This is a genomic window from Marinobacter sp. 3-2 (assembly GCF_003751355.1).
GTDB classification, from domain to species: Bacteria; Pseudomonadota; Gammaproteobacteria; order Pseudomonadales; family Oleiphilaceae; genus Marinobacter; species Marinobacter adhaerens.
Genome location: NZ_RJUQ01000020.1, coordinates 27,451 through 53,513 on the forward strand (window position 1 = coordinate 27,451; position 26,063 = coordinate 53,513).

General features: G+C 56.2%; 24 protein-coding genes. 20 read left to right on the forward strand and 4 right to left on the reverse strand.

Features of this window, described 5'->3' with window-relative positions; translation table 11 throughout:
- Positions 1-45: 45 nt before the first annotated feature.
- Positions 46-498: a hypothetical protein gene (locus EDB94_RS19860; RefSeq protein ID WP_260312640.1), complete on the forward strand. Its 453-nt coding sequence runs from the start codon at positions 46-48 to the stop codon at positions 496-498.
- 86 nt (positions 499-584) lie between these two features.
- Here EDB94_RS19860 and EDB94_RS19865 read toward each other — a convergent pair whose 3' ends face one another.
- The 3 genes from EDB94_RS19865 to EDB94_RS19875 form a co-directional block, all read right to left on the reverse strand.
- Complete coding sequence (locus tag EDB94_RS19865; protein WP_008175954.1) at positions 585-1,385, reverse strand: MBL fold metallo-hydrolase; 801 nt, start codon at positions 1,383-1,385, stop codon at positions 585-587.
- A gap of 147 nt (positions 1,386-1,532) precedes the next feature.
- On the reverse strand, positions 1,533-1,961 hold the full coding sequence (locus EDB94_RS19870; RefSeq protein WP_008175952.1) for an SRPBCC family protein: 429 nt from the start codon (positions 1,959-1,961) through the stop codon (positions 1,533-1,535).
- Between the two features lie 103 nt (positions 1,962-2,064).
- On the reverse strand, positions 2,065-2,940 hold the full coding sequence (locus EDB94_RS19875) for an AraC family transcriptional regulator (RefSeq protein ID WP_008175950.1): 876 nt from the start codon (positions 2,938-2,940) through the stop codon (positions 2,065-2,067).
- A 162-nt stretch (positions 2,941-3,102) separates the two neighbouring features.
- Between EDB94_RS19875 and EDB94_RS19880 the strand changes: the two genes are divergently transcribed.
- The 9 genes from EDB94_RS19880 to EDB94_RS19920 all read left to right on the forward strand — a co-directional run bounded on the left by EDB94_RS19880 (position 3,103) and on the right by EDB94_RS19920 (position 14,797).
- Positions 3,103-4,596 (forward strand): CoA-acylating methylmalonate-semialdehyde dehydrogenase, encoded by a 1,494-nt coding sequence (locus EDB94_RS19880; RefSeq protein WP_008175948.1) that lies wholly within the window; start codon positions 3,103-3,105, stop codon positions 4,594-4,596.
- 93 nt (positions 4,597-4,689) lie between these two features.
- Positions 4,690-5,856 carry an acyl-CoA dehydrogenase family protein gene (locus EDB94_RS19885; protein ID WP_014576391.1) on the forward strand — a complete coding sequence of 389 codons (1,167 nt, stop codon included), beginning with the start codon at positions 4,690-4,692 and terminating at the stop codon, positions 5,854-5,856.
- 62 nt (positions 5,857-5,918) lie between these two features.
- A complete protein-coding gene (locus EDB94_RS19890) occupies positions 5,919-6,698 on the forward strand; it encodes an enoyl-CoA hydratase (RefSeq protein WP_008175944.1) in 780 nt (259 codons plus the stop codon).
- Between the two features lie 33 nt (positions 6,699-6,731).
- On the forward strand, positions 6,732-7,802 hold the full coding sequence (locus EDB94_RS19895; protein WP_062785397.1) for an enoyl-CoA hydratase/isomerase family protein: 1,071 nt from the start codon (positions 6,732-6,734) through the stop codon (positions 7,800-7,802).
- A 27-nt stretch (positions 7,803-7,829) separates the two neighbouring features.
- The gene (mmsB, locus tag EDB94_RS19900; RefSeq protein WP_053114702.1) at positions 7,830-8,717 is read left to right on the forward strand and encodes a 3-hydroxyisobutyrate dehydrogenase; all 888 of its coding nucleotides are present in this window, start codon (positions 7,830-7,832) and stop codon (positions 8,715-8,717) included.
- 18 nt (positions 8,718-8,735) lie between these two features.
- Positions 8,736-9,053 carry a hypothetical protein gene (locus EDB94_RS19905; RefSeq protein WP_062785395.1) on the forward strand — a complete coding sequence of 106 codons (318 nt, stop codon included), beginning with the start codon at positions 8,736-8,738 and terminating at the stop codon, positions 9,051-9,053.
- A 132-nt stretch (positions 9,054-9,185) separates the two neighbouring features.
- Positions 9,186-11,300, forward strand: coding sequence for a type VI secretion system Vgr family protein (locus EDB94_RS19910; protein WP_181259078.1), 2,115 nt, complete (start codon positions 9,186-9,188; stop codon positions 11,298-11,300).
- On the forward strand, positions 11,269-12,129 hold the full coding sequence (locus EDB94_RS19915; protein ID WP_181259077.1) for a DUF4123 domain-containing protein: 861 nt from the start codon (positions 11,269-11,271) through the stop codon (positions 12,127-12,129). The genes EDB94_RS19910 and EDB94_RS19915 overlap by 32 nt, the downstream gene beginning before the upstream one ends.
- Positions 12,116-14,797: a LysM domain-containing protein gene (locus EDB94_RS19920; protein WP_108019415.1), complete on the forward strand. Its 2,682-nt coding sequence runs from the start codon at positions 12,116-12,118 to the stop codon at positions 14,795-14,797. Before EDB94_RS19915 ends, EDB94_RS19920 begins: the two co-directional genes overlap by 14 nt.
- Here the strand turns inward: EDB94_RS19920 and EDB94_RS19925 are convergent.
- Positions 14,794-15,645: an SUMF1/EgtB/PvdO family nonheme iron enzyme gene (locus EDB94_RS19925; RefSeq protein WP_108019413.1), complete on the reverse strand. Its 852-nt coding sequence runs from the start codon at positions 15,643-15,645 to the stop codon at positions 14,794-14,796. The genes EDB94_RS19920 and EDB94_RS19925 overlap by 4 nt on opposite strands.
- A gap of 211 nt (positions 15,646-15,856) precedes the next feature.
- Here EDB94_RS19925 and EDB94_RS19930 point away from each other — a divergent pair, with 211 nt between their 5' ends.
- From EDB94_RS19930 to EDB94_RS19975, 10 genes are all read left to right on the forward strand, one after another.
- The gene (locus tag EDB94_RS19930) at positions 15,857-16,555 is read left to right on the forward strand and encodes a DUF3592 domain-containing protein (RefSeq protein WP_260312642.1); all 699 of its coding nucleotides are present in this window, start codon (positions 15,857-15,859) and stop codon (positions 16,553-16,555) included.
- Between the two features lie 142 nt (positions 16,556-16,697).
- Positions 16,698-17,801, forward strand: coding sequence for an AI-2E family transporter (locus EDB94_RS19935; RefSeq protein ID WP_108019408.1), 1,104 nt, complete (start codon positions 16,698-16,700; stop codon positions 17,799-17,801).
- Positions 17,802-17,901: 100 nt separating this feature from the next.
- A complete protein-coding gene (locus EDB94_RS19940) occupies positions 17,902-19,044 on the forward strand; it encodes a zinc-binding dehydrogenase (RefSeq protein ID WP_108019406.1) in 1,143 nt (380 codons plus the stop codon).
- A complete protein-coding gene (locus EDB94_RS19945; protein ID WP_108019404.1) occupies positions 19,044-20,105 on the forward strand; it encodes a proline racemase family protein in 1,062 nt (353 codons plus the stop codon). The genes EDB94_RS19940 and EDB94_RS19945 overlap by 1 nt, the downstream gene beginning before the upstream one ends.
- A gap of 172 nt (positions 20,106-20,277) precedes the next feature.
- Positions 20,278-21,927 carry an AMP-binding protein gene (locus EDB94_RS19950; protein WP_108019402.1) on the forward strand — a complete coding sequence of 550 codons (1,650 nt, stop codon included), beginning with the start codon at positions 20,278-20,280 and terminating at the stop codon, positions 21,925-21,927.
- Positions 21,924-22,340: a PaaI family thioesterase gene (locus EDB94_RS19955; RefSeq protein ID WP_008175922.1), complete on the forward strand. Its 417-nt coding sequence runs from the start codon at positions 21,924-21,926 to the stop codon at positions 22,338-22,340. Before EDB94_RS19950 ends, EDB94_RS19955 begins: the two co-directional genes overlap by 4 nt.
- A 4-nt stretch (positions 22,341-22,344) precedes the next feature.
- The gene (locus EDB94_RS19960) at positions 22,345-23,148 is read left to right on the forward strand and encodes an alpha/beta fold hydrolase (protein ID WP_008175921.1); all 804 of its coding nucleotides are present in this window, start codon (positions 22,345-22,347) and stop codon (positions 23,146-23,148) included.
- 78 nt (positions 23,149-23,226) lie between these two features.
- Positions 23,227-24,030 (forward strand): ABC transporter ATP-binding protein, encoded by an 804-nt coding sequence (locus EDB94_RS19965; protein ID WP_008175919.1) that lies wholly within the window; start codon positions 23,227-23,229, stop codon positions 24,028-24,030.
- Positions 24,027-24,749 carry an ABC transporter ATP-binding protein gene (locus tag EDB94_RS19970; protein WP_008175916.1) on the forward strand — a complete coding sequence of 241 codons (723 nt, stop codon included), beginning with the start codon at positions 24,027-24,029 and terminating at the stop codon, positions 24,747-24,749. Before EDB94_RS19965 ends, EDB94_RS19970 begins: the two co-directional genes overlap by 4 nt.
- A 72-nt stretch (positions 24,750-24,821) precedes the next feature.
- Positions 24,822-26,033: an ABC transporter substrate-binding protein gene (locus EDB94_RS19975; RefSeq protein ID WP_008175914.1), complete on the forward strand. Its 1,212-nt coding sequence runs from the start codon at positions 24,822-24,824 to the stop codon at positions 26,031-26,033.
- Positions 26,034-26,063: the final 30 nt, after the last annotated feature.

Below are 26,063 nucleotides of genomic sequence, written 5' to 3' on the forward strand. Positions count from 1 at the left end.
GTTCCCGAAGCCGGGGATTTCCGGGCTGATAGTGGAGGTGCACTCATGAAATTGACAACTTTGTACTCAGCATCTTTGGCAGTGTGCCTGATGCTACCTCTGTCCTCTTCCTTTGCGCAGGATCAGGACCGGGATATGGACCAGACGAGGGATCGCCTGCAGACCCAAACGCAGGACCAGGAAATGGATCGTGACGGTTACCCCATCTCCGGCTACGGCATGATGTCCGAGCAGGAAAGGGCGCAGTTCCGGGAGCAAATGCGCTCAATGACGCCCGAGCAGCGGCAGGCATTCCGCCAGGAGCATCATCAGAGGATGGTCGAGCGTGCGCGCGCCCGTGGTGTTGATGTGGAAAATCTGCCACCGACGGCTGCTGGCCAGAAAAAGGGCCAGGGCACGGGCATGATGAATGACGGCGAGAAAGGCATGATGAATGGCGGCGGAATGAACAAGTCGCAGGAATGGAAAAAGAACGGCGGAGGAGGCGGCAAGCAGTAGTTCCAGAAAATCGGATACTGGTAACTGCCTGACTGAAGGCATCGTTCTTAAAGTGGCAGCCTTATGGCTGCCACTTTTATTCCTAGCTACACGTAATCGACCGGGCGCCGGTAGTTTTCCTGGGTCATCAGGTCGATGCCACACTCCATATCGCTGACCCAGTTCAGGAAGCGATCAACCATCACCGGTCCTTCGAAGCGTTTGCCGTGCTGGGGCACAATCATCGAAACATCCATGTCGCGGACCATATTCGCCCAGAGTTGGCAAACCTTCCGGGAGGCAATGTAGCGCCGATGGAAGCCGATCATGCTCGGTATGTGCTTGTCGAAGTCCTTTACTGGCAGGTGATCGTCCTCGCCACCCATGGAGGCGCCCAGGTCGCCCGAGAACAGAATCTTCGAGACCGGATCATAGAACTGCAGGTTGCCGACCGAATGCATGAAGTGGGCTGGCAGACATTGCAGATAGGATTCCCCGAACTTCACATTGGCGCCGGCATCCGGAACGCTAACGATGCGGTCGTATACGCTGCCGCTGAGCTGGTTGGTCACGTAGCTGGAAACCAGGTGCGGAAGGAACCGGGCCCAGAGTTTCGAAGTTACGATCTTCGCGCGGGTGTGAACGATCCAGCGGTCGATGGCGCCGATGATGTCCGGGTCCTGGTGAGAGGCGAACACGTAATCCATGTCGCGGATGTTCATGTAGCGCGATGCTGCTACCGACAGCGGGGTGTAGGTGAGGTCACCACCCGGGTCGATCAGTGCTTCATGTTTACCGTCGACAATCAGGAACTGGTTGGACTGGACGCCCTCTCCGGTTACCAGGGAATCGAACATCAGGCATTTGTGGTGTCCGTTATCGAACAGGACAATGGGTTCGGCTGCCATTTCGGTCTCCCGCAAAATACAGTTTGATCCGGCCGGAATGGCCGGATATTGCAAGCTGCGCGGAGATTACAAAATTGACAAAAGCCAACTCTTGCCTCAGGTCAATTCTCTGATATTCCTCAAGTAACGATTTGTTGTTGCCGGCTCTCAGGCCAGCTGTGGTACCCGTTTGATCCCGCGGCGAATACCCTGTTCAAGGGCGCTGCTGACGACCTTCCCGGTGAACGGTACGATGTCTTCGAAGGTGATGGTGTAGTTCACCCGGGTGTGACCTTCCGGTGTGTCCTCGAAACGGATTCTTCCCAGATGGTTGCGGATCGGGCTCATGCTGGTGATGGTGTATTCGATCAGTGAATCCGGCTCGAAGCTGGTCACCGTTTCTTCCAGACCGACCGGCCCGATGCCGATTTTGCGAACGGAGCCGATGCCGTTGGGATCAGCCTGATCGCTGTCCTTGATTCGTTTGACCGGTGCTCCCAGCAGTTTTCCGAAACGGTAATGGTCGGCGAACAGGGCGAAAACCCGTCGTCGGGGTACGTCAAAGGTTTCATCAATTTCAATGGTGTACATGGCCATGGGCTCACTCTTTTTGTCATTCGATGCCCCCAGCCTAACCCCTTGGCTCCTACAACAAAAGTCGTAGAAGGCGGCAGGTTTCAATCTGGCCCGGGTTGACCGTTCAGTGTCGGGCGGTATGCCGGTAGTCCCGGGGTGACTGACCCATTACCTTTTTGAAAAGCCGCGAAAAATAGTAAGCATCGTCATAGCCCAGGCGTCGGCTTATGTCTGCGAAGCTCAGGCTGCTGGTGTCCAGCATCTGGCAGGCGCGTTCCACCTTCAGGTGCAGGAAGTGCTGGATCGGGGAGGTGCCGGTCTGTTCCCGATAGCGGGTGGCAAAATGAGCCGGTGAGAGGCCGGCGAGATCGGCCAGTTGCTCCAGGCTGATACGCTCATCCAGATGCTCCCGCATATAATTGTGAATGGTTTCCAGTTCGGCCTGCCGCTCGTGCCCGGTTTCGTCGGCGTTGATCGGAACCGCAGCCAACAGTTGCCGAAGCCGGTTGGCCGCGTGGATCAGGCCGCGGGCCCGGAAACCGGTCTGTCGCACCGATAGCAGGCCATTGAAGTCAACCAGAAGCCGGGGTTGCCGGCCCAAATGACGAATCCGGGTCGGGCCGTCGAACCCCATGTAGTGTTGAAAATCCGCTGCCAGTGGTCCGGTGTAGTGCACCCAGTGAATGGTCCAGGGGTTGTCCGGATCGGCGGTATACCGATGGTTGGCACCGGCCGGCAGAAGCAGCAGATCGCCAGCCTCCACCGTGTAGGGCTCCCCGCCTACGTTCAGGAACGCACGGCCTTCCGTGCAGTAGATCAAAAGATTGTCGTGATGGTGTTCCCGATGCATGTGATGGCCGACGGCGCGCCGGTAGTGGCCGAACGCCAGCGGATAGAGATCCCGGGTAAGTGGATGGCTCGCGAGCAGTCGAATGATCGGCTCAGGCACCACGTAGCGAATGCTGTCTTTGGGCACCGGCCACTGTGAGGTTTGGGTCATTTCTGGTCTTGTTTGTTTGAGCTTTATCGAAAGATAGTCCATTACGGGCGAAATTTAGTCAATCACCCATTGGTCAATCCCGTGCTAGCCTTTGGGTAAACGTGGCAAGGAACCCTCAGGTTCCGGCCGGCTTCCCGTACAACAACAAACAGGGACATCAACATGAAAAATGTACCGTTGTATATTGCAGGTGAATTCATCCAGAGCCAGACCAAGGACTGGATTGAAGTTACCAACCCCGCCACCAACGAAGTGATCGCCAAGGCTCCGAACACGACTCATGCGGAAATGGAGCAGGCCATCAAGTATGCCGGTGAAGTATTCAAGACCTGGAAGGAAGTGCCGGTTTCCGAGCGCGCCCGGGTTATGCTCCGCTATCAGGCACTTCTGAAAAAACATCATGACGAGATTGCTGAAATCCTTTCGCAGGAAACCGGCAAAACGTTTGAAGACGCCAAAGGGGACGTCTGGCGCGGTATTGAAGTAGTTGAGCACGCTGGAAACGTCGCTTCTCTGATGATGGGCGAGACGGTTGAGAACGTTGCCCGTGAAGTGGATACCCACTCCTGGATCCAGCCGCTGGGTGTGTGCGCCGGTATTACGCCGTTCAACTTCCCGGCCATGATTCCGCTGTGGATGTTCCCAATGGCGATTGCCTGCGGTAACACCTTTATCCTCAAGCCTTCCGAGCAGGATCCGTTGACCCCCATGCGCCTTGCCGAGCTGTTTGAAGAAGCCGGTGCGCCCAAGGGCGTTCTGCAGGTGGTTCACGGTGGCAAGGAGCAGGTTGACGTACTGCTGACTGATCCCGCCATCAAGGCCGTTTCTTTCGTAGGTTCTGTGCCTGTTGGCCGTTACATCTACGAGACCGGCACCCGCAACATGAAACGTGTGCAGAGTTTCGCCGGTGCCAAGAACCACATGGTCATCCTGCCGGACGCTGACAAACAGCAAGTGATCAATGCCCTGGTTGGCGCCTCGGTTGGTGCTGCCGGCCAGCGCTGCATGGCAATTTCGGTCGCGGTCTTTGTGGGCGAAGCCCAGCAGTGGATTCCGGAGCTGAAAGAAGCCATGGCGAAAGTTCGTCCAGGCGCGTGGAACGATTCCGGTGCCAGCTATGGCCCGATCATCTCCGCGAAAGCGAAAGACCGTATCGAGTCCCTGATCGCGACCGGTGAAGCGCAGGGCGCTAACCTTCTGCTGGATGGTCGCGGCTGCACCGTAGACGGACTGCCCGATGGCAACTGGGTTGGCCCGACTCTGTTCTCCGGTGTTACCACCGAGATGGATATCTACAACGAGGAAATCTTCGGTCCCGTGCTCTCCTGCATGGAAACCGACACCCTCGGTGATGCCATCGAGCTGGTAAATAACAGCCCGTACGGCAACGGCGTCTCCATCTTTACCAGTTCCGGTGGTGCCGCGCGTCGCTTCCAGCATGAGATCGACGTAGGCCAGGTGGGCGTGAACATCCCCATTCCTGTGCCCCTGCCGTTCTTCTCGTTCACCGGCTGGAAGGGTTCCTTCTACGGTGACCAGCATGCCTACGGCAAGCAGGCGGTTCGCTTCTACACCGAAACCAAAACGGTTACCTCCCGCTGGTTCTCCAGTGAAGCGACCAGCTCGGAAGCCAACTTCTCTATCCAGTTGCGTTAATTGCGTTGAAGGTGGGGTATTTGGGCCGGAACCTTTTTCCGGCCCCTTGTTTTCCCCGCCCAATGCCAAGCCCTCTCTATCTGGAGCGTAACGATGGACTTTAACCTCACCGAAGATCAGCTGGCGTTTCGCGAGGCCGCGCGGGCGTTCGCGGAAAAATCCATGGCGCCCCACGCTGCGAAGTGGGACAACGAGCATATTTTCCCGGTTGATATGATGAAGGAAGCCGGCGAAATGGGCTTCATGGGTATGTACACCCCCGAAGCGCTTGGCGGTATGGGGCTGTCCCGGCTGGACACCTCGGTTATCGTGGAAGAGCTCGCTGCTGCGTGCCCTTCAACCGCCGCGTTTATCACCATCCACAACATGGCTACCTGGATGGTCGCCAGCTTTGCGTCGGATGATCTCAAGCAGGAAATCGTGCCTAAACTCGCCAGCGGCGAATGGCTCGCCTCCTACTGCCTGACCGAGCCGGGTGCCGGCTCAGACGCGGCCAGTCTTCGCACCAAGGCCGTGCGCGATGGCGACAGCTACGTAATCAACGGCAGTAAAGTATTCATTTCCGGCGCTGGGGCCACCGATATTCTGGTCTTGATGGCCCGAACCGGAGCGCCGGATTCCGGCTATAAAGGTATTTCCACCTTCGTGATTCCCGCAGATGCCGACGGCATTTCCTACGGCAAGAACGAAGAAAAAATGGGCTGGCACAGTCAGCCTACCCGGATGATCAGCCTGGAGAATGTCCGCATTCCGGCCAGCAACCGAGTTGGTGACGAGGGCGACGGGTTTGCCATCGCCATGAAGGGGCTCGATGGCGGGCGTCTGAATATCGCCACCTGTTCCCTTGGTGGTGCCCAAGCGGCTCTTCTCCGTGCCCGTAACTACATGCACGAGCGGGAACAGTTCGGTAAGCCGCTGGCGGCTTTCCAGGCTCTGCAGTTCAAGCTGGCTGACATGGCCACCAACCTGGTTGCCGCGAGGCAGATGGTTCGTCTGGGCGCGTTCAAGCTTGATAACGCCGATCCGGAAGCGACACTGCATTGTGCCATGGCCAAACGGTTCGCCACCGATGCCTGTTTCGAAGTGGTCAACGAGGCCCTGCAGCTTCACGGCGGCTACGGCTACATTCGTGAATACCCGCTTGAGCGCTATCTGCGTGACCTGCGTGTGCACCAGATCCTGGAAGGCACCAACGAAATCATGCGTCTGATTGTTGCCCGTCGCCTGCTCGATGACGGCGTGGCTGAGGCAATTCAATAAGCATAGAAATGGGGTCTGATGAAATCGTCATCCGACCCCATTTTCAGTATGAGGAATAGAAAATGAGTGACCTGATTCAGCTCGAAAAACGCGGACATATAGCGGTACTGACCATCAACAATCCACCGGCCAACACCTGGACGAAGGATTCCCTCATTGCCCTGACGAACATCGTCAAGGAACTGAACGAAGACCGGGACATCTTTGCCCTGGTAATGACCGGGCAGGGCGAGAAGTTCTATTCCGCCGGCGCCGATCTGAAAACCTTCGCCGATGGCGACAAGGCCCGGGCGAACGAGATGGGCCAGCTTTTTGGCGAGGCCTTCTCCACGCTGCAGCGGTTCCGCGGTGTTTCTATTGCGGCGGTGAACGGCTACGCCATGGGTGGCGGCCTGGAGTGCGCCATGGCCTGTGACATCCGCATTGCCGAAGAGCATGCCCAGATGGCACTGCCCGAAGCAGGCGTTGGCCTTTTGCCCTGTGCCGGCGGCACCCAGAACCTGCCCTGGCTGGTGGGTGAGGGCTGGGCCAAGCGGATGATTCTGTGCGGTGAGCGGGTAAAGGCCGATACGGCACTGCGAATCGGCCTGGTTGAGGAAGTGGTGCCGAGCGGACAGAGCCTTGATAAGGCGCTGGAGCTGGCGGAAATGGCGTGCCAGCAGAGCCCGTCGTCAACGGCTCGTTGCAAGACCCTAGTGATGAGCGCCCGCGATGGCCGCAGCCACGACGACGGCTGGCGCATGGAGCGGGAACTGTTTGTTGAGCTGTTCTCTACCGAAGACCAGAAAGAAGGCGTAAACGCGTTTCTCGAAAAGCGCAAGCCGGAATGGAAAAACCGCTGAAGCCGGCTTTGAAGGCTGGCTCAAGGACCTGTTATGAGTGATCAACCCATTATCTTCGAAGAATGGAAGACGGGCGATGGCGCGCTGATCGCCGTGGCCCGGCTGAATACGCCCAAAGCGCTGAACTCGCTGTCTCTGGAAATGATCCGGTTGCTGACTCCGCAACTGAAGCGTTGGGCGGAGGACCCCGTAATCCAGGCCGTCTGGCTGGAATCCGAGGGCGACAAGGCGTTCTGTGCCGGTGGCGACATCGTTGCCCTGTATCGCAGCATGACCGAGCCACAGGGTGCCAGTGAGGGTGAGGCATTCTTCACCGAGGAATATGAGCTGGATTACCTGATCCATACCTTCCCGAAACCGCTCGTTTGCTGGGGACACGGCATCGTAATGGGTGGCGGTATGGGCATTATGGAGGGCGCGTCTCACCGGGTGGTGACAGAAGGATCGAAGCTTGCCATGCCCGAGATCACCATCGGCCTCTACCCCGATGTTGCGGCGGGCTGGTTCCTGAACCGCACCCCCGGGCGCACCGGCTTGTTCCTGGGGCTGACCGGTGCTCGCCTGAACGGCGCTGACGCAATCTTCACTGGCCTTGCCGACCGCTTCATCCGGCATGATCTGAAGGCCGATGTTGTTGCCGAGCTGTGCAAGCGTAACTGGCAGGGCGAAGATGCTCATGCAGTGGTCGGTAGTGTGTTGCGTCAATACGAGCGTGAGAGCGCCGACGCCATGCCGGAGTCACCGGTTCGCACTCATTTCGATGAGATCAATCGGGTTACCGATGCTGACTCCCTGGAAGCGACCGTTAACCAATTGAAGGAACTGTCTGGTGGCGACGGCTGGGTGGCGAAAGCGACCCGCTCCCTGGCTGGTGCGTCACCCACATCCCTGGCTTTGGTCTGGCGGCACCTGCACGGCTGCAAACACGACAGCCTGAAAGAGGTGCTCGACAAGGAACTGGTGCTTTCCACCAAGTGCCTGACCAAGGGCGAGTTTGCCGAAGGCATCCGCGCGCTTCTGATCGACAAGGACCAGCAGCCCCGCTGGCGCTATGCGTCCCTTGCCGAAATGGACAGCGCCTGGATCGACGATTTTTTTAGCTGATCTATTACAAGAACAAGGAGAAAAGACATGGCAAAGATTACCTTTATCGGTCTCGGTAACATGGGCGGCCCAATGGCCGGGAACCTGGTAAAAGCCGGCCACGAGGTCACCGTATTCGACCTGTCCAAAGACGCTGTTGCTGCCCTGGTGTCCGAAGGCGCGAAAACAGCAGGCACCGCCCACGAAGCAGCCAGTGGCGCGGAGTGTGTCATCACCATGCTGCCTGCCGGCCAGCATGTAGAAGCGGTATACCTGGGTGACGATGGTCTGCTGGCAAAACTGCCGGCCGGCACCCTGGTGATTGATTCTTCCACCATCGCTCCGGAAACAGCCCGGGGTGTTGCCGAAGTTGCACGAGCCAAGGATATCCCGTTCCTCGATGCGCCCGTCTCCGGCGGTGTTGGCGGTGCCAAGGCCGGCACCTTGACCTTCATTTGCGGCGGCTCGGAAGAGGCCTTCAACAAGGCCAAGCCGATTCTTGACGCCATGGGCAAGAACATCTTCCATGCCGGTGATCATGGGTCCGGCCAGGTGGCCAAGATCTGCAACAACATGCTGCTGGCTATCCTGATGTCCGGCACCAGCGAAGCACTTGCGCTCGGCGTGAAGAACGGTCTGGATCCGGCGGTGCTCTCGGAAATCATGAAGCAGAGCTCTGGCGGCAACTGGGCGTTGAACGTCTACAACCCCTGGCCAGGTGTGATGGAGGGCGTACCCGCGTCACGTAACTACGAGGGCGGCTTCCTGGTCAATCTGATGACAAAGGATCTGGGGCTGGCGTTCGACAACGCCGTGAAGAATCAGGCTTCCATTCCTATGGGCTCTCTCGCCCGTAACCTGTTCCAGCTGCACGCCGGGCAGGGTAATGGTGGCCTGGATTTCTCCAGCATTCAGCGGCTTTACAAGCCTGAATAAAGGTTGACCAAGGAAACGATGAAAACGCCAGACGAGCGCTACCTTGTGATCAAGGGGCGCCTTTGGCGTTGTTCGGATCCCAGTCTCCCGGAATCGGTGTATCAGGAACAGGTCAAGCGCCTGATGGCTGCTCGCCGGATGGTGCGTGATGCGAAAGCGTCCGGCGATGAGAGCCAAGAGCGTGATGCCCGGCAACAGGTGGATCACGCCAAGCGCGCCCTGGGTGAGCGCGGGCCGGTCTGGTGGTCTGATGACGAACCGGACTATACCCAGTGCAAGATCGAGAACACGCCGTACGCCGAATGGTATCGTTCGCTCCAGGAGGCGAGTGAGTAACGTTCGGTCTTTTCGTTGAATAACCGCTACTACGCTGTTAATGTTTCACCCGCTACGATGGAAGAACTGCCAGGGATAGTGCAGTTTTTGTAGCAGAATCATCCGGATTGATGACTTCAAAGGATTGAAGACATGCCCCAGGCAAATGGATTGCAGTTCACCGTCCGCGTTGGCGGTCTCCCCTCTGATATTTTTTCACTCGTCGGTTTTACCCTGACCGAATGCCTGTCCGAGGTGTTTCACGGTCGGCTTGAGCTGGCCAGTACCGATCCCTCAATTCAGGCAGCGGAAATTCTTGAGCAACCGGTGGATCTTGTGGTCTGGCAGGATGGCGAGCCGCTAAGGCGCTTCACCGGTGTGGTCAACGAATTTGTTCGGGGCGATGCAGGTCACCGGCGCACCCGTTATGAACTGAATATCCAGTCGCCGCTCTGGCGTCTGGGGCTGATGCACAACAGCCGGATTTTCCAGACCCAAAGCAGCGAAACCATCGTGCGTACCTTGCTGGAAGAGCGCGGCATTATCGACTCGGTTTTCGATCTGAAACGCACTCCAGAGCAGCGGGAGTATTGTGTTCAGCATCGAGAAAGCGACCTGGCCTTCCTCGAACGCCTCGCGGCTGAAGAGGGCTGGCATTACAGGTATGAACACGGGAGCGTGGACGCAGACACACAGCCGGCGCTTGTAATCGCCGACCATCATGGCGATGCGCCGAAGCTGGAGCCGGCAGAATATAACGCCAAAGCCGGCGGCAGCAGCAGGCGCCCGGTCGTGTACCGATTTCGATATGAAGAGCGGGTGCGGGTGGCCTCTGTGGCCATGAAGGATTATACCTTTAAGAACCCCGCCTATGCTCTGATGCATCAGCATGCTTCCGGCGACCTGAAGCACCGGGAAGATTACCAGCACTACGATTACCCCGGCCGCTTCAAGGCCGATGCCAGTGGCCAGCCGTTTACCGAAGCCAGACTGCAATCCCTCCGCAATGATGCCAGTACCGCATCCGGTAAGAGCAATCGCCCGGACTTCAGCGCCGGCGCCAAGGTTGAACTGAAGGAGCACGACAGCGACGCCCTGAATCGGGAATGGCTGCTGACCGCAGTCACTCACACCGGGACCCAGCCCCAGGCCCTGGAAGAGGAGGGCGGCAGCGAACCCACCACCTATCACAACCGGTTCAATGCCATACCTGCAGACCTGACCTGGCGTCCCCGAACGCCCCATCGTCCTCTGATGGACGGCCCGCAAATTGCGATTGTCACAGGCCCGGAAGGCGAAGAGATCCACTGCGATGAACATGGCCGGGTCAAAGTCCGTTTCCCTTGGGATCGCTACTCGAAAAACGACGAACACAGCAGCGCCTGGCTCCGAGTCAGTCAGGGCTGGGCCGGTGGCCAGTATGGCTTCATGGCCTTGCCACGAATCGGCCACGAAGTAATTGTCTCCTTCCTGGACGGCGACCCGGACCAGCCCATCATCACCGGGCGAACCCATCACATCACCAACACGCCACCCTATGGGCTGCCGGAACACAAAACCCGCACCACCCTGAAAACCAAGACCCACAAGGGCGAGGGCAGCAACGAACTGCGGTTTGAGGATGAGGCCGATCAGGAACAGATCTACGTCCACGCCCAGAAAGACCTGGACCTGCTCACCGAGAACAACCGCACGGAGGTGATTCGGAACGACAGTCACCGCACGGTCGAAAACAACGATTTCAGTCACGTCAAAGGCAATGAGCACCGCACTGTCGATGGCGAACAGCGTGAGTCGGTCGGGAGTGATTACAGCCTCTCCATCGGTGGCAGTCTTCACAGCAAACAGGGCAAAAACCAGCTCGTTGAAGCTGGCACCGAGATCCACCACAAAGCGGGTATGAAAGTCGTAATCGAGGCTGGCGCCGAACTCACACTCAAAGCAGGTGGTAGCTTTCTGAAGCTGGATCCCAGTGGCGTTACGGTCTCCGGGCCTTCGGTGCGCATGAACTCTGGCGGTGGGCCTGCGAGTGGGAGTGGGGTGGCATATAAAGTCCCGGAGCTGCCTGCCGTGATTGCTGGCTTAACCGGAGGCTCGGAGGTTTCGCAGCTTGAAGAAACCACCCAACGTGGTAACGGAAAGAGTGCTCCGCAGGTTTTGGCAGATCACTCAACATTGCTGAAGGAATCAGCCAACCAGGGAGCGCCTGTCGTTTCCGATTGTGAGTTTGATGAGAATGGACGCTGCAAACTACATCAGCACGCTTGATAGCCTGGATTTGTTGGCCCAGGAACCCTCCAGCGCGGACTTTGCCGTCATTGACCTCGCGGTCGATGATAGCTTCATCAGATTTCTTTACGAAGCTGACCAGCATGGATCGGTTCAGTGGTGGAGTCTTCTGGAGAATACCCGATGGCAGGCCTCATGGAAGCAAGGACCCATACTTCTGGCGCTCAATGGAGACACCCGATTTCATAGAAAGCTTAAAGAGCGATTGAGCTTTGTGCCGCTGGGAGTCCTCATTGATTCGCCGGAAAGCTCGACGTGCGTTTTTAATTGGGCTCAGGGATGGTTGCTAGCACTTGCAAAGTCAGATGAGCGACTGTTTCGATTTTACGATCCAAGGTCTTTTCGTCCATTGCTGGCGGCTTTTACAGGACGAGCAAAACCGATCGTGAATGCCGGAGTAACAATCTACTGGCATAGCGGGTCGGAGTGGCAAGCATACCAGTCGCCTGATAAAGCCGGAAAGACAGAACTCCCCGAACAACCCTCGTTGGTTCAGTCTGAACTATCCGCGTTGCCGCCCTATAGATTGGCTGATCGTGCAATGGCTTATGAGCAAGTCTATCGGGATTATTTGCCTGAAAGCGGAGACCGAAGAGTCTGGGTTTTGGAGCAGCTTCAGAGAGCTTCGAAACTTGGTTTTGAAAGCGCTTCTTTACAAGAGCGTTGGTTGCGACTTTGCATCCGCATTGGCTCTGATCTGGTTGGGACGTCAGATTTTCAGAAAGTTATGAAAGCCCCGGAGATGACGCCGGCGGACCGTATGAACGCGATGGAACGTATATTGGAGGGCACGGATGCCACAGCATAAAGTTCAGTCAGGGGAAACGCTTTCAGCTATTGCTTCGAAGTATCAGGTTTCGTTGAGTGCGATCAAAAATGAGAATCCGATCATCAAGGATGTGAATCACATTGAAGCTGGATGGAATCTCACTGTCCCTGAAAACTCCGTAGACCAAAAGGCTTTTCCGGCAGCGCAATCGGCTAATGATGATACGAAAGATCATCTTGAATGCTCTCAGTGTTCAATTGAGTGCGAAGCGCTTGTCCACGTCACTGGTGAGGAAGACACTGTCTATGCGCTTAGTCGCACTCAGCTGAAGGATCTGATTGGTGAGATTGAGACTCTCAACGAGCCCTTGATTGAGCTAAAGGAAGCGGAAGCGGGGCCCGTAGAGGATATACCTGCTGCGCGCGAAAAGGCGTGGGACAGCCTTCGAGAGTTGGGGGCACTCCCCGAAACTGAGCAAAGTTCGACAGCAAAGGAGCTGCTCAATGACTACGAGGCCCGCTGGAAACGAGAGCGACAACGACTCGAGCATCAGCGTCGTAGAGAAAAACGGATTGAATATGAGATCAATCAGATCCGAAGCCAGATTCTGTTTCCCGCGAGTCAAGCCAACCTTACAGACAGGAAAGACCTGCTCTCAGTAAAAGTTTTCACAACGCTTTGTGCCGAACTGGAAGCGACACTGCCTGGCGTGAAGGCAAAGGTTGAGGCTCACGAGCTGATAACCGAAGCCAGCAAGCAAGACTTTGATGAAATGGATGAGAGGCTCAGGTTCCTCAGGGCGGCTTTGGAGGCTGAGCTTCAGTATCGGATGGTTCAGATTGATCAGGGCGCAGATAGCCACCGAGTGCAGCGGCTCGCGCATGAAACCCAGGAACTTAAGAAATACACCCGCTGGCCAGATTTCATTGCAGAGGCTGATATTCAGTCTTTGGTAGACAAAAAGAAGCGACTGAACCAACTCGATGATGAGCTGATTCCCTACATGGATTACGTCAGCGAATATGCCGCGAAAGTATCCTGGGCTGTCCGGCTCTGGAACGTAATCCACCATGATGAAGTTGAAAAGCACCGCCAGGAACAGCAGGAGCGACGGGACCTTATCGTCGATATAGAGAAAACCCTGAGGCATTTGGTGGACACCAGTCCGCCTTCTGCGGTCGATGTTCTTGCCAAGCCGAACATCGGCTCAATGAAGTCTCGACCGTTGGTTGAGCTAAAGCATACCGGTGGCGCGGGTTACCGCTACGCCCGCCAGGAGGTTCTGAATCAATTACGCGGTAACTGGAAGCCGCTTAAGGCTTCGGATGTTCGAGCAGTTATGAGTGCAGCCGACTTTGAACGGGCCTGGAACGAGGCGAAAAACGGCCTGAAGAACGACCGGTCGCTCAAGGTGAAGTTTGCTGAGTGGAAGAGCAAAGAGGACAACTTCTTTAACCAGTTGGAAATTGAATTATTTAAAAAAGAAGCTTCAACCGAAGATGGTCGTTTCGCCGCAGGTGCCGAAGCACAGATGTTCCGGTTTGCCGCGCAGTGCAGCCTGGAGGCCAACTACGAGCCCGAAAAGGGCCAAGCCTATATTGGTACCCAAATGCAAGGAACGTACAGTCTCCTGCAGGGTGAGGCGACCTTTGCCGCCAGGCTGCCGGATGAGACCGGAGCAAAGGTGCTCCTCGAGTACGAAAATCATCAGGGAAACTCGATAAAGCTCCATTGTGGATACTTCAGGGCAGACGCGGAATACCGGATTCAGGGGTTTGCGGGTGCCTGTCTGTCTCTCGCAGCAAACGCGAAGTTATCCAGCGCACCCGGGGACGTTAGTATTTCTGGAGAGACCAATGGTGAAGCTTTTGCTGGAGCGACCTTGAGGAATGAGGCCAGCTTTGGGGTCAAGTGGAGGGCTGCATATCAGGAAATGGAGATTCCAGCCACAGAATTGAGCCCAAGCCAGCGTGACGTCGACCAAAGTTATCGATCCTTGTTGGAGGTTAAACCCGAATTCGCGATATCAACTGGGATCGGTGCGGGGTTTGACTTTAAAGTGTTCTTGTCGGATCGCCAGTTGTACATGACTGTAAAGGGAAGGCTGGTCTTGGGACCTGGCGGGGGCGGTGGTATTGCTGCAGAACTGAATGGCGAACAAATTTGGGAGTTAGTTAAGTTCGTTAGGTGGTCCTTAGAAGTGAGTGATTTTCGTTTTTTGGACTGGATTTCGGTAGAAGCTTTCGAAAGTTTATCTCGCCTATTGAGTATGTTTGCTTTCAGTGAGGAAGCTTTTGCGTCGATAGTTGCCAAGGGGGCAGATACCTTATCGGAAATCTGGCGGTCGCTTTATCAAGCAGATGGAGAGGTTCGAAAGATTGCTGAGGGCGTGCTAGAAAATAATCGTCTGGAGGTACTGACACCCTCTGCTAAAGCACAGTTACTGACGATGTTGAATCAAGATAGCGGGCCCGTATTGGGCGGACGCGATCCCCATCAAGGAATCGCTAATCAAGCTATGATCGAGATCTTTGAGACCATTCATAGTCATCGAGAGTTTATCGAAGTCCTAAAAAGAATCGGGAATGAATCAGGAAAGGGATCGCTTCAAGACTTAATGAGCAACTATTACAAACTCTTCCCGCGACGATTGTTCCAATCGTCTCAAGCGCAAAGAGCAGAGAATTGGCTTGATTCGATAGTTTAATTATCGGCGAGAGAACAACGAAAACCGGTGGTTTCATTGGTTACTCGTTGTATAGCTTTGCGCCTTGTGACGGTTGTGTTGCCTGAAAAATCTTTGAAGTCACCACCTCGAAGAACCCTGAAGGGCTCGTTGCTCCAGCTTTCTATGATTGGGCTCTCGGGTCCCTTAGGGTTATTTACGGGGGAGCGCTCATAATAATCGGCGTGATAATAATCTCTCACCCATTCCGCAGCATTCCCTGACATGTCGTACAGGCCAAGCAGGTTTGGAGGGTAGCTCCCTGGCGGCTGTGGAAGTGATTTATTCTGTCGTCTGTACTGTGATGGGCGTGCTGCCATTGTTACACCTTCTTTCGCGTCTCCGTTCTCAGTAGCATAGCGAAACGGTTTGCCACCGCTTCGGGCTGCATATTCCCACTGTGCTTCCGTCGGGAGTTCAACGGCTTTGCCAGTCTGAGATCCAAGCCATTCGCAAAAATCCGACGCATCTTTCCATGACACTACTGCCGGGAAGCTTGATTGAAAGCGATCCGGAGAATGATCTCTAAGGCTTTCGTAGGAACTGTTCGAGTGTTCATACCCCGTCACCGCCATAAACAGCTCAAAGTCCCCCTGAGTGACCTCATACTTCTGAATATAGAAATCGTCCAGAACTACTTTATGCGGCGGCCAGCTGTCCTTGCTTCCGTCCCACCCCCCAGGATTCCCCATCATAAACTCCCCACCTTCCACAAAAACCATGGCGTCCATCTGACGCTGAATCATGTCTTTTGCCTGGGACTCGTAATAAAGGCTACAACCGGAAAGGGCAGAAGTGACAACAAGAGAAGAAAAAACGAGGTAACGCATGCTTGCTCCGTGCAATGGGGTTAACACTCCATGTGTTGGGAATATTCTATCAACTTGCTTGGAGCAACAGAATTACCATAGAGATAGTTTGTATGGATTGGAGGAACCGCGTCTCATCTTGTGACTTTCAAGCCTTGTTGAATCGAGTATAATTCCGAGCTCCGAAAACAGGGTGTTTTCGGGCAAGGAAGCAATCTTCAAGGGAACTGATATGAAAACCTTCAATACGCTGCGGGTGATTTTTTCACTCGTGGGTGTCGGCATGCTTGTCGGCGTCTTTTTCTCTTTCCAGAGCACTTCAACCTTTCTTGAAACCGCGACAGCCAAGCCGGGCGTTGTAACCGACCTGATTCGATCACGATCCAGTGATTCCAATGCCTACTATCCTCTCGTCCGTTTTGAAGACGAAAAAGGCAGGCTCACAGAGTTCCTCTCATCCAGCGGCAGCAACCCTCCGAGTTACAGTCGCGGAGAGACGGTTCGTGTGTTGTTCATGCCCGGCAATGCTGAGTCTGCAAGAATCGATGGATTCTTTTCGCTGTGGGGAGTAACCCTGATCGTAGGGGGTTTGGGCGGTGTTTTCTTTATGGTTGGAGCCGGTATGTTTGTTGTGCCGGCTATTAGGAACAGTGGGGCTGCCAAACTTCGCAAAACCGGGCAACGGGTTCAGGGTATCTTCCAGGGTGTCGAAAAGAACCAGATGATCGTCATGAACGGTAAGAGCCCCTATCAGATCGTTTGCCAGTGGCAGAATCCGGTCACCTCCGATATCCATGTCTTCAGGAGCGGCAACCTCTGGTTTGATCCTTCGGACCATATCCAGAGCGAGTCCATTCCCGTTTACATCAATCCCACAAACCCCAAGCGGTATTGGGTGGACACCTCCTTTTTGCCAAAGATGGCGAGCTGATCGGGCGCTGAATACGACTCAAGTGAACCCCGCGTAACCCTCTCCCGGGTGCGCTCGCGCCATGGTGAAGGTAGACTGACCGTTTTTAACGCTGGCCTGGATTTACCGGGCCAGCTTTTTTTCACGGTATACAGGCTTCATCATGGAAGACCAATCCACAAATAAGGAACCGCCGGGTGAGAACAAGCGCCTACTGATTTCATCGGATCTTGCCACGCCGATATACGGCTTGTTCGGCTTGGGAATCCTGTACACCCTGTACGTTGCTCATCAGATTGTCCTGCCCATTATTCTTGCGGTGATGACGAGCCTGTTGCTCTCGCCCCTGGTCAAGAAGGCATACGTTAAGTGGCGGGTTCCCAGGATGATCAGCTCCCTGGTGTTTGTGCTCCTGGTGCTCGCCGGCATCGTCGGCATTACACTGGCCGTCGCGACGCCTGCCCTCAAGTGGGTTGAGGAAGTGCCCCAGGGGATATCGAGGCTGCTGGTGGGCGAGAGCGAAATCAGTCGCCAGATCGCCAGAGTCTCCGAGTCTGCGGAACAGGTTGAAAAGTCCGTTGAGGAGCTCTCGGAGTCAGAAAGGCAACAGCCAACGACGGTTGTTCTGCAGACGGATTCATGGCGCAACCAGTTGATGGCCAAAGCCCGGAACGGCATCGCTGGCCTGGCTTTGGCGCTGGCATTGACCTATTTCCTGTTGGTGAGCGGTGATCGTCTGATCAAGAACTTTGTCCGTCAGTTGCCCATTGATCAGCGGAAAACCGTGCTTCGGATTACCCACGATTCTCAGCATCAGATTGCCCAGTACCTGGGCGTTCTCGGCCTGAGTAATCTGGCCGTCGGCACCACAACGGGCCTGATCTGCTGGGCCGTCGGGCTGCCGGATCCGGCTGTGTGGGGACTGGTCGCCGGGCTTGCCCGGTTCATTCCCTATCTGGGGGTTATTCTCTCTATCTCCATGCTGACGATTGTCTCTGCCATTAGCCTTGATGAGTTCTGGATGATGGCCATTGCGCCGCTGGGCTTCCTGGGTTTGACCACGCTGGTCGGGTTCTTTATCGAACCCTGGATTCACGGCTTTCGGATGGCGATCAATCCGGTGATCATCTTCGTCTCGATCTTCTTCTGGGGCTGGCTCTGGGGGCCGGTGGGCGTGCTACTGGCGGTGCCTCTGATGACGGTCATCCAGGTGGTACTCAAGCAGATTCCCAAGCTGCGTCCTGTCTATAAAGTGATTGCCCGGTAGTCTGATAATGGATACCCGCAACACGCACTGACACGCCCGGTAAACTCACCTATCCTCTTTGAATACCCGAAATTCAGCAAACAGGGAGGATCGTCAGCCCATGATCCCGAACACCATGAAAGCCATGGTTCTTACCGGTCACGGTGATGTCGATAAACTGGAGTACCAGGACGTGCCTGTTCCTGCGCCCGGAGCCGGTCAGGTGCTTGTTCAGGTTACGGCAACGGCGAAGAACAACACCGACCGCAAGGCACGGGAAGGGCTGTATCCCACCAAAAAAGGCGAAATGACATCCTTCCAGATGGGCGGCAAGCCCACGCTGGTTTTTCCGCGGATTCAGGGGGCAGACATCGCCGGGCGCGTTGTAGCTGTTGGTGACGGTGTGGATGAGTCCCGCATTGGAGAACGGGGGCTTCTGGATTTCAACATCTACGCCAATGACCGCCGAGACATCAATCTCACGCCCGATTACTACGGCCACGGTGCCGACGGCGGTTACGCGGAATACGTAGCGCTGCCGGCTGACCAGTTCCATCACATACCCAATGCCGAACTGGCGGATGCCGAAGTGGCGTCCATGGGCATGTGTTCCTACCAGACCGCCATGCACATGCTTACCTCGGCCAACATCAAGGCCGGAGAGCGGGTCCTGGTGACCGGCGCCAGCGGGGGCGTTGGCACGGCCCTGATCCAGCTTTGCCGAATTATGGGGGCTATTCCCTATGCTCTCAGTAAACAGGACAAAGCGGCAGCGCTGTTGGAACTGGGCGCCGAGGCGGTGCTGGATCGCTCCGATATGGACAGCTTTGTAGATCGGGTGAAAGCGGAAACCGGAGGCAAGCCCATTGATGCGGTGATGGACCTGGTGGGCGGAGAGATGACCGATGTGTTCATCGACACCATGATCTTCGATATGAACGCCCGCAGCACCTACCCGCGCCTGAGTATTGCCGGGGCCAGTGGCGGCAACATCAGCGAAATCCTGTGGACCCGGATCTACCTCTATCAGGTACAGATTTTCGGGGTATCTCATGGCACCCGAGAAGAGGCGGAACAACTTATGGCCTGGATCCGGGGAGGGCAACTGAAACCGGTTCTGCACGGTGCGTTTCGGCTCTCTGATCTGCACCGGGCAGAAGAATATTTTGTGAACCGGGGTAGTAATTATCTCGGCAAGATCGTGATCGTTCCCGACTCACAATGGGAAGAACACGGCCAACCCTGGTCACTGGAGAGCGCTTGATGAAACCGGAACTGACCATTCAGTTGATGGATACCCATGCCGGCGGTGATGTCAGCCGGATCGTGACCGGTGGTATTGATCTGTTGCCCGGCGATACCGTGCGAGCGCAGATGGAGTACCTGCGGGATGACGCCGACGGTCTACGCCGGCTTTTGCTGGAAGAGCCCTACGGGATACCGGAAATGTCTGTGGATCTGTTGGTGCCGCCCACGGATCCGCGAGCTGCCGCCGGTTACATCATCATGGAAGTCATGGGCTACCCTATCTACTCGGGCTCCAACACTATCTGCACGGCTACTGCGGTGCTGGAAGCGGGCATTGTGCCCAAACAGGAAGGCCAGCAGAGTTTTATACTGGAGTCGCCCGCCGGACTGGTCCAGATTGAGGCGACGGTGCACGACGGAGTGGTAGAAGCCATCACCTGTGAAGGTCTGCCCAGCTATATCCACACCTACAAGGCCACCATCGACGTGCCTTCGCTGGGCGAGATTACCTACAGTGTTGCATACAGCGGCGGCTTTTATGCGCTGGTGGATTCAGCCAGCATGGGCTTCGATCTGACCCTGGACGAAGAACGCAAACTCGCTGAAACCGCCCACGCCATTGTCGAGGCGATTCAGGCAGAGCGGGGCTTTTCCCATTATACGCTTGGCGACGTAGGGCCACTGCCGTTCCTGCACTTCATGGGCCCTGTGGAGCATGTGGCAGAGGGCTATTACCGGTCCCGCTCGGCAACCTATGTGCATCCCGGTGTGATCTGTCGGAGCACAACGGGCACCGGCACTTCCGCCCGTCTGGCGTTGATGAATTACGAAGGCAGTATCAAGCCGGGCGACAAGCTGGAAACCGTTTCCCTCAGAGAGACGGGTTTTATCGGTGAATTCACTTCTGTTGAGGAAGAGGGTGAGTACCAAGTGATCAAAAACAGCATCACCGGCAAGGGTTATGTCATTGCCCGCTCCGACATCGTGGTCAATTGCGATGATCCCATGGTGGAGTGCGGCTCCCTGCACCACATACTTTCAAGCCGCCATCCCGGGAAGATTACGCCGAAATCCTGATTTTTGTGTTTGATCCCTTCAAGGGTGCGGCAGGCCTGTCGCACCCGCTTTTCCTGCTCATAAAGCCACACAGATTTCTTCCTTTTTGGTCTAAAGTTTACCTTTACGTAAAGTGAAGCCTGTGCTAAACCTTGACCCGTGCTTTCAATGATAAAAACAACAGGAGTTGAGAATGAGCCTTCCGGAATATACCGACGTTTACAACAACTTCGATCCTGCTGCTCTGGAAGCGGACATCCTGGATGGACGTCTGGATAGCGGGCTCAATGTCTGTCACGAAATCTGCGACAAATGGGCAGATGACCCGAGTCGGGTTGCGCTTTACTACGAAACCGAAGATGGCGGTGACGGCACTTTGACTTTCGCCGAGCTGAAAGAGGCCTCTGCGCGTTTTGCCAATTATCTGAAATCCCAGGGCATCGGAAAGGGCGACCGTGTGGCTGCACTCCTGCCGCGCACTCCGGAGCTGCTGATCGTTATCGCCGGAACCCTGCGTGCTGGTGCCGTGTATCAGCCGCTGTTCACGGCCTTTGGTTCCGGGGCCATTGAGTACCGGTTTGAGCGGGCCAGCACCAAGCTGGTGGTGACCAACCCGGAGAACTATCCCAAGCTGAACGACGTCAAAGTCTGCCCGCCGGTTGTGGGTGTGAACGCCAGTGAGATTGGCGCGGACATCCCTGGCTTCGAAGAGACCCTGGCGGCCCAGTCGAGCGATTTTGAGCCTGTCATGATCAAGGGCGACGATCCGTTCCTGCAGATGTTCACTTCTGGCACCGTGGGTAAGTCCAAGGGGGTTGCGGTACCGGCCAAAGCGCTGCTGGCGTTCTACGTTTACATGAAATACGCCATTGATCTGCAGGATGGTGACAGGTTCTGGAACGTGGCCGATCCCGGTTGGGCCTACGGTCTTTACTATGCCGTGGTTGGGCCGCTGCTGATGGGCCACGCCACGCACTTCAACCCGGGTGGTTTTACCCCGGAATCCACCTACGACATGATCCGCAAGTACAAGATCACCAACCTGGCTGCGGCGCCTACGGCTTACCGTTTGCTCAAGGCAAACGATCACGTGCTGCCGGAAGGCGAGAACCTGGGCCTTCGGGTTGCCAGCAGTGCCGGCGAGCCTCTGAACCCGGAAGTGGTGAACTGGATTCGCAACCGTCACTACTGCCCGGTTAAAGATCATTACGGCCAGACCGAGACTGGCATGACCTGCTGCAACTTCCACGGTCTGGCGCATCCGGTCCGTGAAGGCTCCATGGGCTATGCCTCTCCTGGCCACAAGGTGGTCGCGCTGAACGAGAAAAACGAGGTTGTAGGCGAGGGTGAAGTTGGTCAGCTGGCGGTTGACGTAAAAGCGTCCCCGCTTTTCCATTTCGACGGTTACACCTGGGGTGAAAAGGACCCGTTCGTTAACGGCTACTACCTCACCGGCGACATGGTCATCAACCACGGCAATGGCAACTTCTCTTTCAGTGGTCGGGATGATGACATCATCACCACGGCCGGCTATCGGGTGGGACCGGCAGACGTCGAGAGCACACTGCTCGAGCACGCCGCTGTGGCGGAGTCCGGCGTTGTCGGCAAGCCGGACGAAAAGCGCGGTTCCATCATCAAGGCTTATGTGGTGATCAAGGGCGATTACGCTCTTGGAGACGAACAGGCCCTGAAAGACGAACTGCAGGAGTTGGTGCGTCGCAGGCTCTCGACCCACGCCTTCCCCCGGGAGATTGAGTTTGTCGATGAGCTGCCGAAGACTCCCAGCGGCAAGATCCAGCGGTTTGTCCTGCGTAATCAGGCCAAGGAAGAAATCGGCGCATGATCATTACGTTCGAAGAGCTGCAGGCCTTCCTTGACGAGCAGTTTCCGCAGGGGGAGGCCTACGGCACCCTGCAGAAGCTCGGGGATGGCTGGGCAGAAATGAAACTGGAAGTGGATGAGGCGCATCTCAGGCCCGGGGGCACCGTCTCCGGGCCGGCCATGATGGGGCTGGCGGATGTCACCCTTTATGCGGCGCTGTTGAGCAAGATTGGCCTGGTTCCCCTGGCGGTGACCACCAATCTGAACATTAATTTTCTGCGCAAGCCGGTGGCGCATCAGCCCATCTGGGCCCGTGCCACCATGCTGAAAGTCGGCCGTACCATGGGCGTGGGCGAAGTGTTCGTTTACTCGGAAGGTGCCGAAGAGCCGGTTGCTCACTCCACCATGACCTATTCAATTCCGCCAAACCGGTAATCCCATGCAGATTCGTGACATGATGGTGCCGATAGGCGACGGTATTGAGCTGGAAGTCAGGCGAATCCAGCACGCGGAACCGAAAGGGCCGGTGCTGGTTTTTCTCCACGAGTCCCTGGGCAGCATCGCCTTGTGGCGTAAGTTTCCGGAAAAGCTCGCGAAAGCAACCGGCTGCGACGCGCTGATCTACAATCGTCAGGGCTATGGCCATTCTTCCGATGAAGAGCTCCCGCGCCCACACGATTACCTCGAGACAGCTGGCGAACAGTGGTTGCCCCGTCTCCTGGACAAGCTCGAAATCAGGGATGTGGTGCTGATAGGGCACAGCGACGGTGGTTCCATTGCCCTCGTGACTGCCGGCACCATGGGGGGCCGTGTAAAGGCGCTGGCGACCATGGCGGCGCACATCTATGCCGATCACCTGACCCTCGCTGGTATCGAGGAAATGGCCGTACGTTACCGGGAGACGGATATCCGGGATCGTTTGGCGCGCTATCACGGCAACCGGACTGACGATCTTTTCAACGCCTGGCAGACAGTCTGGCGTGACGAAGGGTTTCAGGCGGCGATGGATTTCAGTCGCTGGCTGGCGGCAATTGAATGTCCGGCTATTATCATTCAGGGAGAAAACGACGAATACGGAGTGCCGGAGCAGGTCACGGATATCGTTGCCGGCATCGGACCAAAGGCCCGCGGCGTTCTTCTCGAGGATGCGGGGCACTCGCCACACCTGGAAAAGCAGGACCAGGTAGTAGAACTCCTATACGACTTTTTGCGTAGCGAGAGTGTACTTAAAAACTGCAATTAAGTGTTGACGTTTACGTATACGTCAATCTAATCTGGTAGTCAGATAAAACGCACAACAATAACAAAGGTAGATTGGCTCATGAGTGAACAGTACGTTCTGGAGACCCGTAACCTTGTCAAAGAATTCAAGGGCTTTGTTGCGGTCGACGACGTGAACCTGAAGGTCCAGAAAGGCCACATTCACGCCCTGATCGGCCCCAATGGTGCTGGCAAGACCACGGTCTTCAATCTGCTCACCAAATTCCTGATCCCGACCCGGGGCCAGATCCTGTTCAAGGATCAGGACATCACCACCATGAAGTCCGCCGCCATTGCCCGCCAGGGCATTGTTCGCTCGTTTCAGATCTCAGCCGTATTCCCACACATGACCGCGCTGGAGAACATCCGGGTAGCCTTGCAGACGTTCGAGGGCACCTCCTTCAGTTTCTGGAAATCCGGTAACTCCCTGCACAAGCTCAATCAGCGTTGCATGGAGCTCCTGGACGCCGTGGGCCTGGCTGAATTCGCCAACACCACCACGGTTGAGTTGGCGTACGGGCGCAAACGGGCGTTGGAACTGGCCACCACGCTTGCCATGGAGCCCCAACTTTTGTTGCTGGACGAGCCAACCCAGGGCATGGGTTCGGAAGACGTTGATCGCGTTGTGGAACTGGTACGCAAGGCTGCCGAGGGACGAACTGTCCTGATGGTTGAGCACAACCTCAGCGTGGTCAGCAAACTCTGTGATCGCATCACCGTACTGGCTCAGGGCGCTGTTCTGACCGAAGGCGATTACGCGACTGTTTCCGGCGATCCACGGGTTCGCGAGGTGTATATGGGCAGTGATGGTAGCGGCGAGCGCGGCACCACCGCCGACAACGATCAGGCGGAGGCAGCGCAATGACCACGAAATCCGACCGCGAGTACGAACAGCTGCGACTGTCCGGATTGCACGCCTTTTACGGCGAATCTCACATCCTCCACGGCATCGACATGGTGGTGAACCGCGGGGAACTGGTGACTTTGTTGGGTCGCAATGGCGCGGGCCGTAGCACAACGCTCAAAGCCATCATGAATATGGTTGGCCGGCGCACCGGCTCCATTATGATCAATGGTGAGGAGACAATGTCCTGTGCACCTCATCATATTGCCAGGTTGGGTGTCGGGTATTGCCCCGAACATCGGGGCATTTTTTCCTCACTCAGTGTCCAGGAAAACCTGACACTACCGCCAGTTGTGCGTAGCGGCGGCATGAGCCTGGAAGAAATCTACAACATGTTCCCCAACCTTTATGAACGTCGCTTCAGCCAGGGCACCAAGCTGTCCGGCGGCGAACAGCAGATGCTGGCCATGGCGCGTATTCTGCGCACCGGCGCCAACATGCTGTTGCTGGACGAGATCACAGAGGGCCTGGCCCCGGTTATTGTAGAAAAGCTGGGAGAGGTCCTGATTGCCCTGAAAAACAAGGGCCTGACCATTGTCCTGGTTGAACAGAATTTCCACTTCGCAGCACCGTTAGCCGACCGTCATTACGTTGTTGAGCACGGTCAGATTGTGGAAGAAGTCAGCGCCAACGAACTGAGTGCAAAACAGTCGGTGCTGGATGGCTATTTGGGGGTCTGATCCCGGATAGGACGAGAGCAAGAAAAGTAACAACAACCCGAACCAACGCAAGACAGTAGCGGAGATACAACAATGACAATGATGAAAAAGCTTCTGACATCAGCCGTTGCATCAGCCATGATGGTAGGCGGAGCCCAGGCGGCCATTTCCAACGACACGGTCAAGATCGGTTATCTGGCGGACATGTCCGGCACCTACCGTGACCTGGCAGGCCCCAACGGGCTGAAAGCCCTGGAAATGGCGATTGCCGATTTTGGTGGCCAGGTAAATGGCGCCAAGATTGAAGTGGTAAGCGCCGATGACCGTAACAGCCCGGATACCTCATCCAGCACCGTACGTCGCTGGGTTGAGAACGAGGATGTCGATCTCGTAGCCGGTATGGTGGCTTCCTCTGTTTCCATCGCCGTGAGCAAGATTCTGGAAGAGCACGATCGCCTCGGTATCATTTCCGGTTCAGCGGCTTCCAGTATCACCAACGAGCACTGTACCCCGAACCACATCCACTACGTTTACGACACCTATCCGCTGGCCAACGGCACCGCCAGTGCGGTCGTTAAAGAAGGTGGCAAAACCTGGTACATGCTGACTGCCGATTACGCTTTCGGTCATGCCCTGGAAGGCGACGTGACTCGCGTGGTCGAAGCCAACGGTGGTGAAATCATCGGTTCAGTGCGTCATCCGTTCCCCACTCAGGACTTCTCATCGTTCATCCTGCAGGCTCAGGCATCCGGTGCTGATGTTATCGGTCTGGCAAACGCCGGCGCCGACACCACCAACGCCATCACCACCGCCAGTGAGTTCGGCGTAACCCAGTCCGGCCAGACTCTGGCGGCACTGCTGCTGTTCCTGACTGACGTGCATGCGCTTGGCGCTCAGACGGCCCAGGGTATCCAGCTCACCACCGGTTGGTACTGGGACATGAACGATGAAACCCGTGAGTGGTCTGATCGCTTCATGGAAGAAACCGGCGTGCGTCCGACCATGGTTCACGCTGGCATCTACTCCAGCGCCATGCAGTACCTGAAAGCCGTAGAGGCCACCGGTTCTGACGATGCCCAGACTGTGCGCAAGCAGATGATGGACACTCCGATCAACGACATGTTTGCCAAGAACGGCAAGATCCGCGTTGACGGCCGCATGGTGCACGATATGTACCTGGCGGAAGTGAAGACCCCGGCCGAGTCCAAAAACGAGTGGGATCTGTACAAGATTCTGCGGACCATCCCGGCCGAAGAGTCCTACCGTCCGCTCTCCGAGAGCAAGTGCAAGCTGGTCAATAACTAAAAGCGACCGTTATGGGTTCGTCCTGCAACA

What these genes read in the sequence shown, in the direction of transcription:
- EDB94_RS19940 (WP_108019406.1), top strand. Translation starts at nt 17,902, where the DNA reads ATGATCCCGAACACCATGAAAGCCATGGTTCTTACCGGTCACGGTGAT.
- EDB94_RS19930 (WP_260312642.1), top strand. Translation starts at nt 15,857, where the DNA reads ATGAAAACCTTCAATACGCTGCGGGTGATTTTTTCACTCGTGGGTGTC.
- EDB94_RS19945 (WP_108019404.1), top strand. Translation starts at nt 19,044, where the DNA reads ATGAAACCGGAACTGACCATTCAGTTGATGGATACCCATGCCGGCGGT.
- EDB94_RS19890 (WP_008175944.1), top strand. Translation starts at nt 5,919, where the DNA reads ATGAGTGACCTGATTCAGCTCGAAAAACGCGGACATATAGCGGTACTG.
- EDB94_RS19880 (WP_008175948.1), top strand. Translation starts at nt 3,103, where the DNA reads ATGAAAAATGTACCGTTGTATATTGCAGGTGAATTCATCCAGAGCCAG.
- EDB94_RS19905 (WP_062785395.1), top strand. Translation starts at nt 8,736, where the DNA reads ATGAAAACGCCAGACGAGCGCTACCTTGTGATCAAGGGGCGCCTTTGG.
- EDB94_RS19915 (WP_181259077.1), top strand. Translation starts at nt 11,269, where the DNA reads ATGGACGCTGCAAACTACATCAGCACGCTTGATAGCCTGGATTTGTTG.
- EDB94_RS19960 (WP_008175921.1), top strand. Translation starts at nt 22,345, where the DNA reads ATGCAGATTCGTGACATGATGGTGCCGATAGGCGACGGTATTGAGCTG.
- EDB94_RS19865 (WP_008175954.1), bottom strand. Translation starts at nt 1,385, where the DNA reads ATGGCAGCCGAACCCATTGTCCTGTTCGATAACGGACACCACAAATGC.
- EDB94_RS19925 (WP_108019413.1), bottom strand. Translation starts at nt 15,645, where the DNA reads ATGCGTTACCTCGTTTTTTCTTCTCTTGTTGTCACTTCTGCCCTTTCC.
- EDB94_RS19935 (WP_108019408.1), top strand. Translation starts at nt 16,698, where the DNA reads ATGGAAGACCAATCCACAAATAAGGAACCGCCGGGTGAGAACAAGCGC.
- EDB94_RS19965 (WP_008175919.1), top strand. Translation starts at nt 23,227, where the DNA reads ATGAGTGAACAGTACGTTCTGGAGACCCGTAACCTTGTCAAAGAATTC.
- EDB94_RS19955 (WP_008175922.1), top strand. Translation starts at nt 21,924, where the DNA reads ATGATCATTACGTTCGAAGAGCTGCAGGCCTTCCTTGACGAGCAGTTT.
- EDB94_RS19875 (WP_008175950.1), bottom strand. Translation starts at nt 2,940, where the DNA reads ATGACCCAAACCTCACAGTGGCCGGTGCCCAAAGACAGCATTCGCTAC.
- EDB94_RS19895 (WP_062785397.1), top strand. Translation starts at nt 6,732, where the DNA reads ATGAGTGATCAACCCATTATCTTCGAAGAATGGAAGACGGGCGATGGC.
- EDB94_RS19860 (WP_260312640.1), top strand. Translation starts at nt 46, where the DNA reads ATGAAATTGACAACTTTGTACTCAGCATCTTTGGCAGTGTGCCTGATG.
- EDB94_RS19920 (WP_108019415.1), top strand. Translation starts at nt 12,116, where the DNA reads ATGCCACAGCATAAAGTTCAGTCAGGGGAAACGCTTTCAGCTATTGCT.
- EDB94_RS19910 (WP_181259078.1), top strand. Translation starts at nt 9,186, where the DNA reads ATGCCCCAGGCAAATGGATTGCAGTTCACCGTCCGCGTTGGCGGTCTC.
- mmsB (WP_053114702.1), top strand. Translation starts at nt 7,830, where the DNA reads ATGGCAAAGATTACCTTTATCGGTCTCGGTAACATGGGCGGCCCAATG.
- EDB94_RS19870 (WP_008175952.1), bottom strand. Translation starts at nt 1,961, where the DNA reads ATGGCCATGTACACCATTGAAATTGATGAAACCTTTGACGTACCCCGA.
- EDB94_RS19975 (WP_008175914.1), top strand. Translation starts at nt 24,822, where the DNA reads ATGACAATGATGAAAAAGCTTCTGACATCAGCCGTTGCATCAGCCATG.
- EDB94_RS19970 (WP_008175916.1), top strand. Translation starts at nt 24,027, where the DNA reads ATGACCACGAAATCCGACCGCGAGTACGAACAGCTGCGACTGTCCGGA.
- EDB94_RS19885 (WP_014576391.1), top strand. Translation starts at nt 4,690, where the DNA reads ATGGACTTTAACCTCACCGAAGATCAGCTGGCGTTTCGCGAGGCCGCG.
- EDB94_RS19950 (WP_108019402.1), top strand. Translation starts at nt 20,278, where the DNA reads ATGAGCCTTCCGGAATATACCGACGTTTACAACAACTTCGATCCTGCT.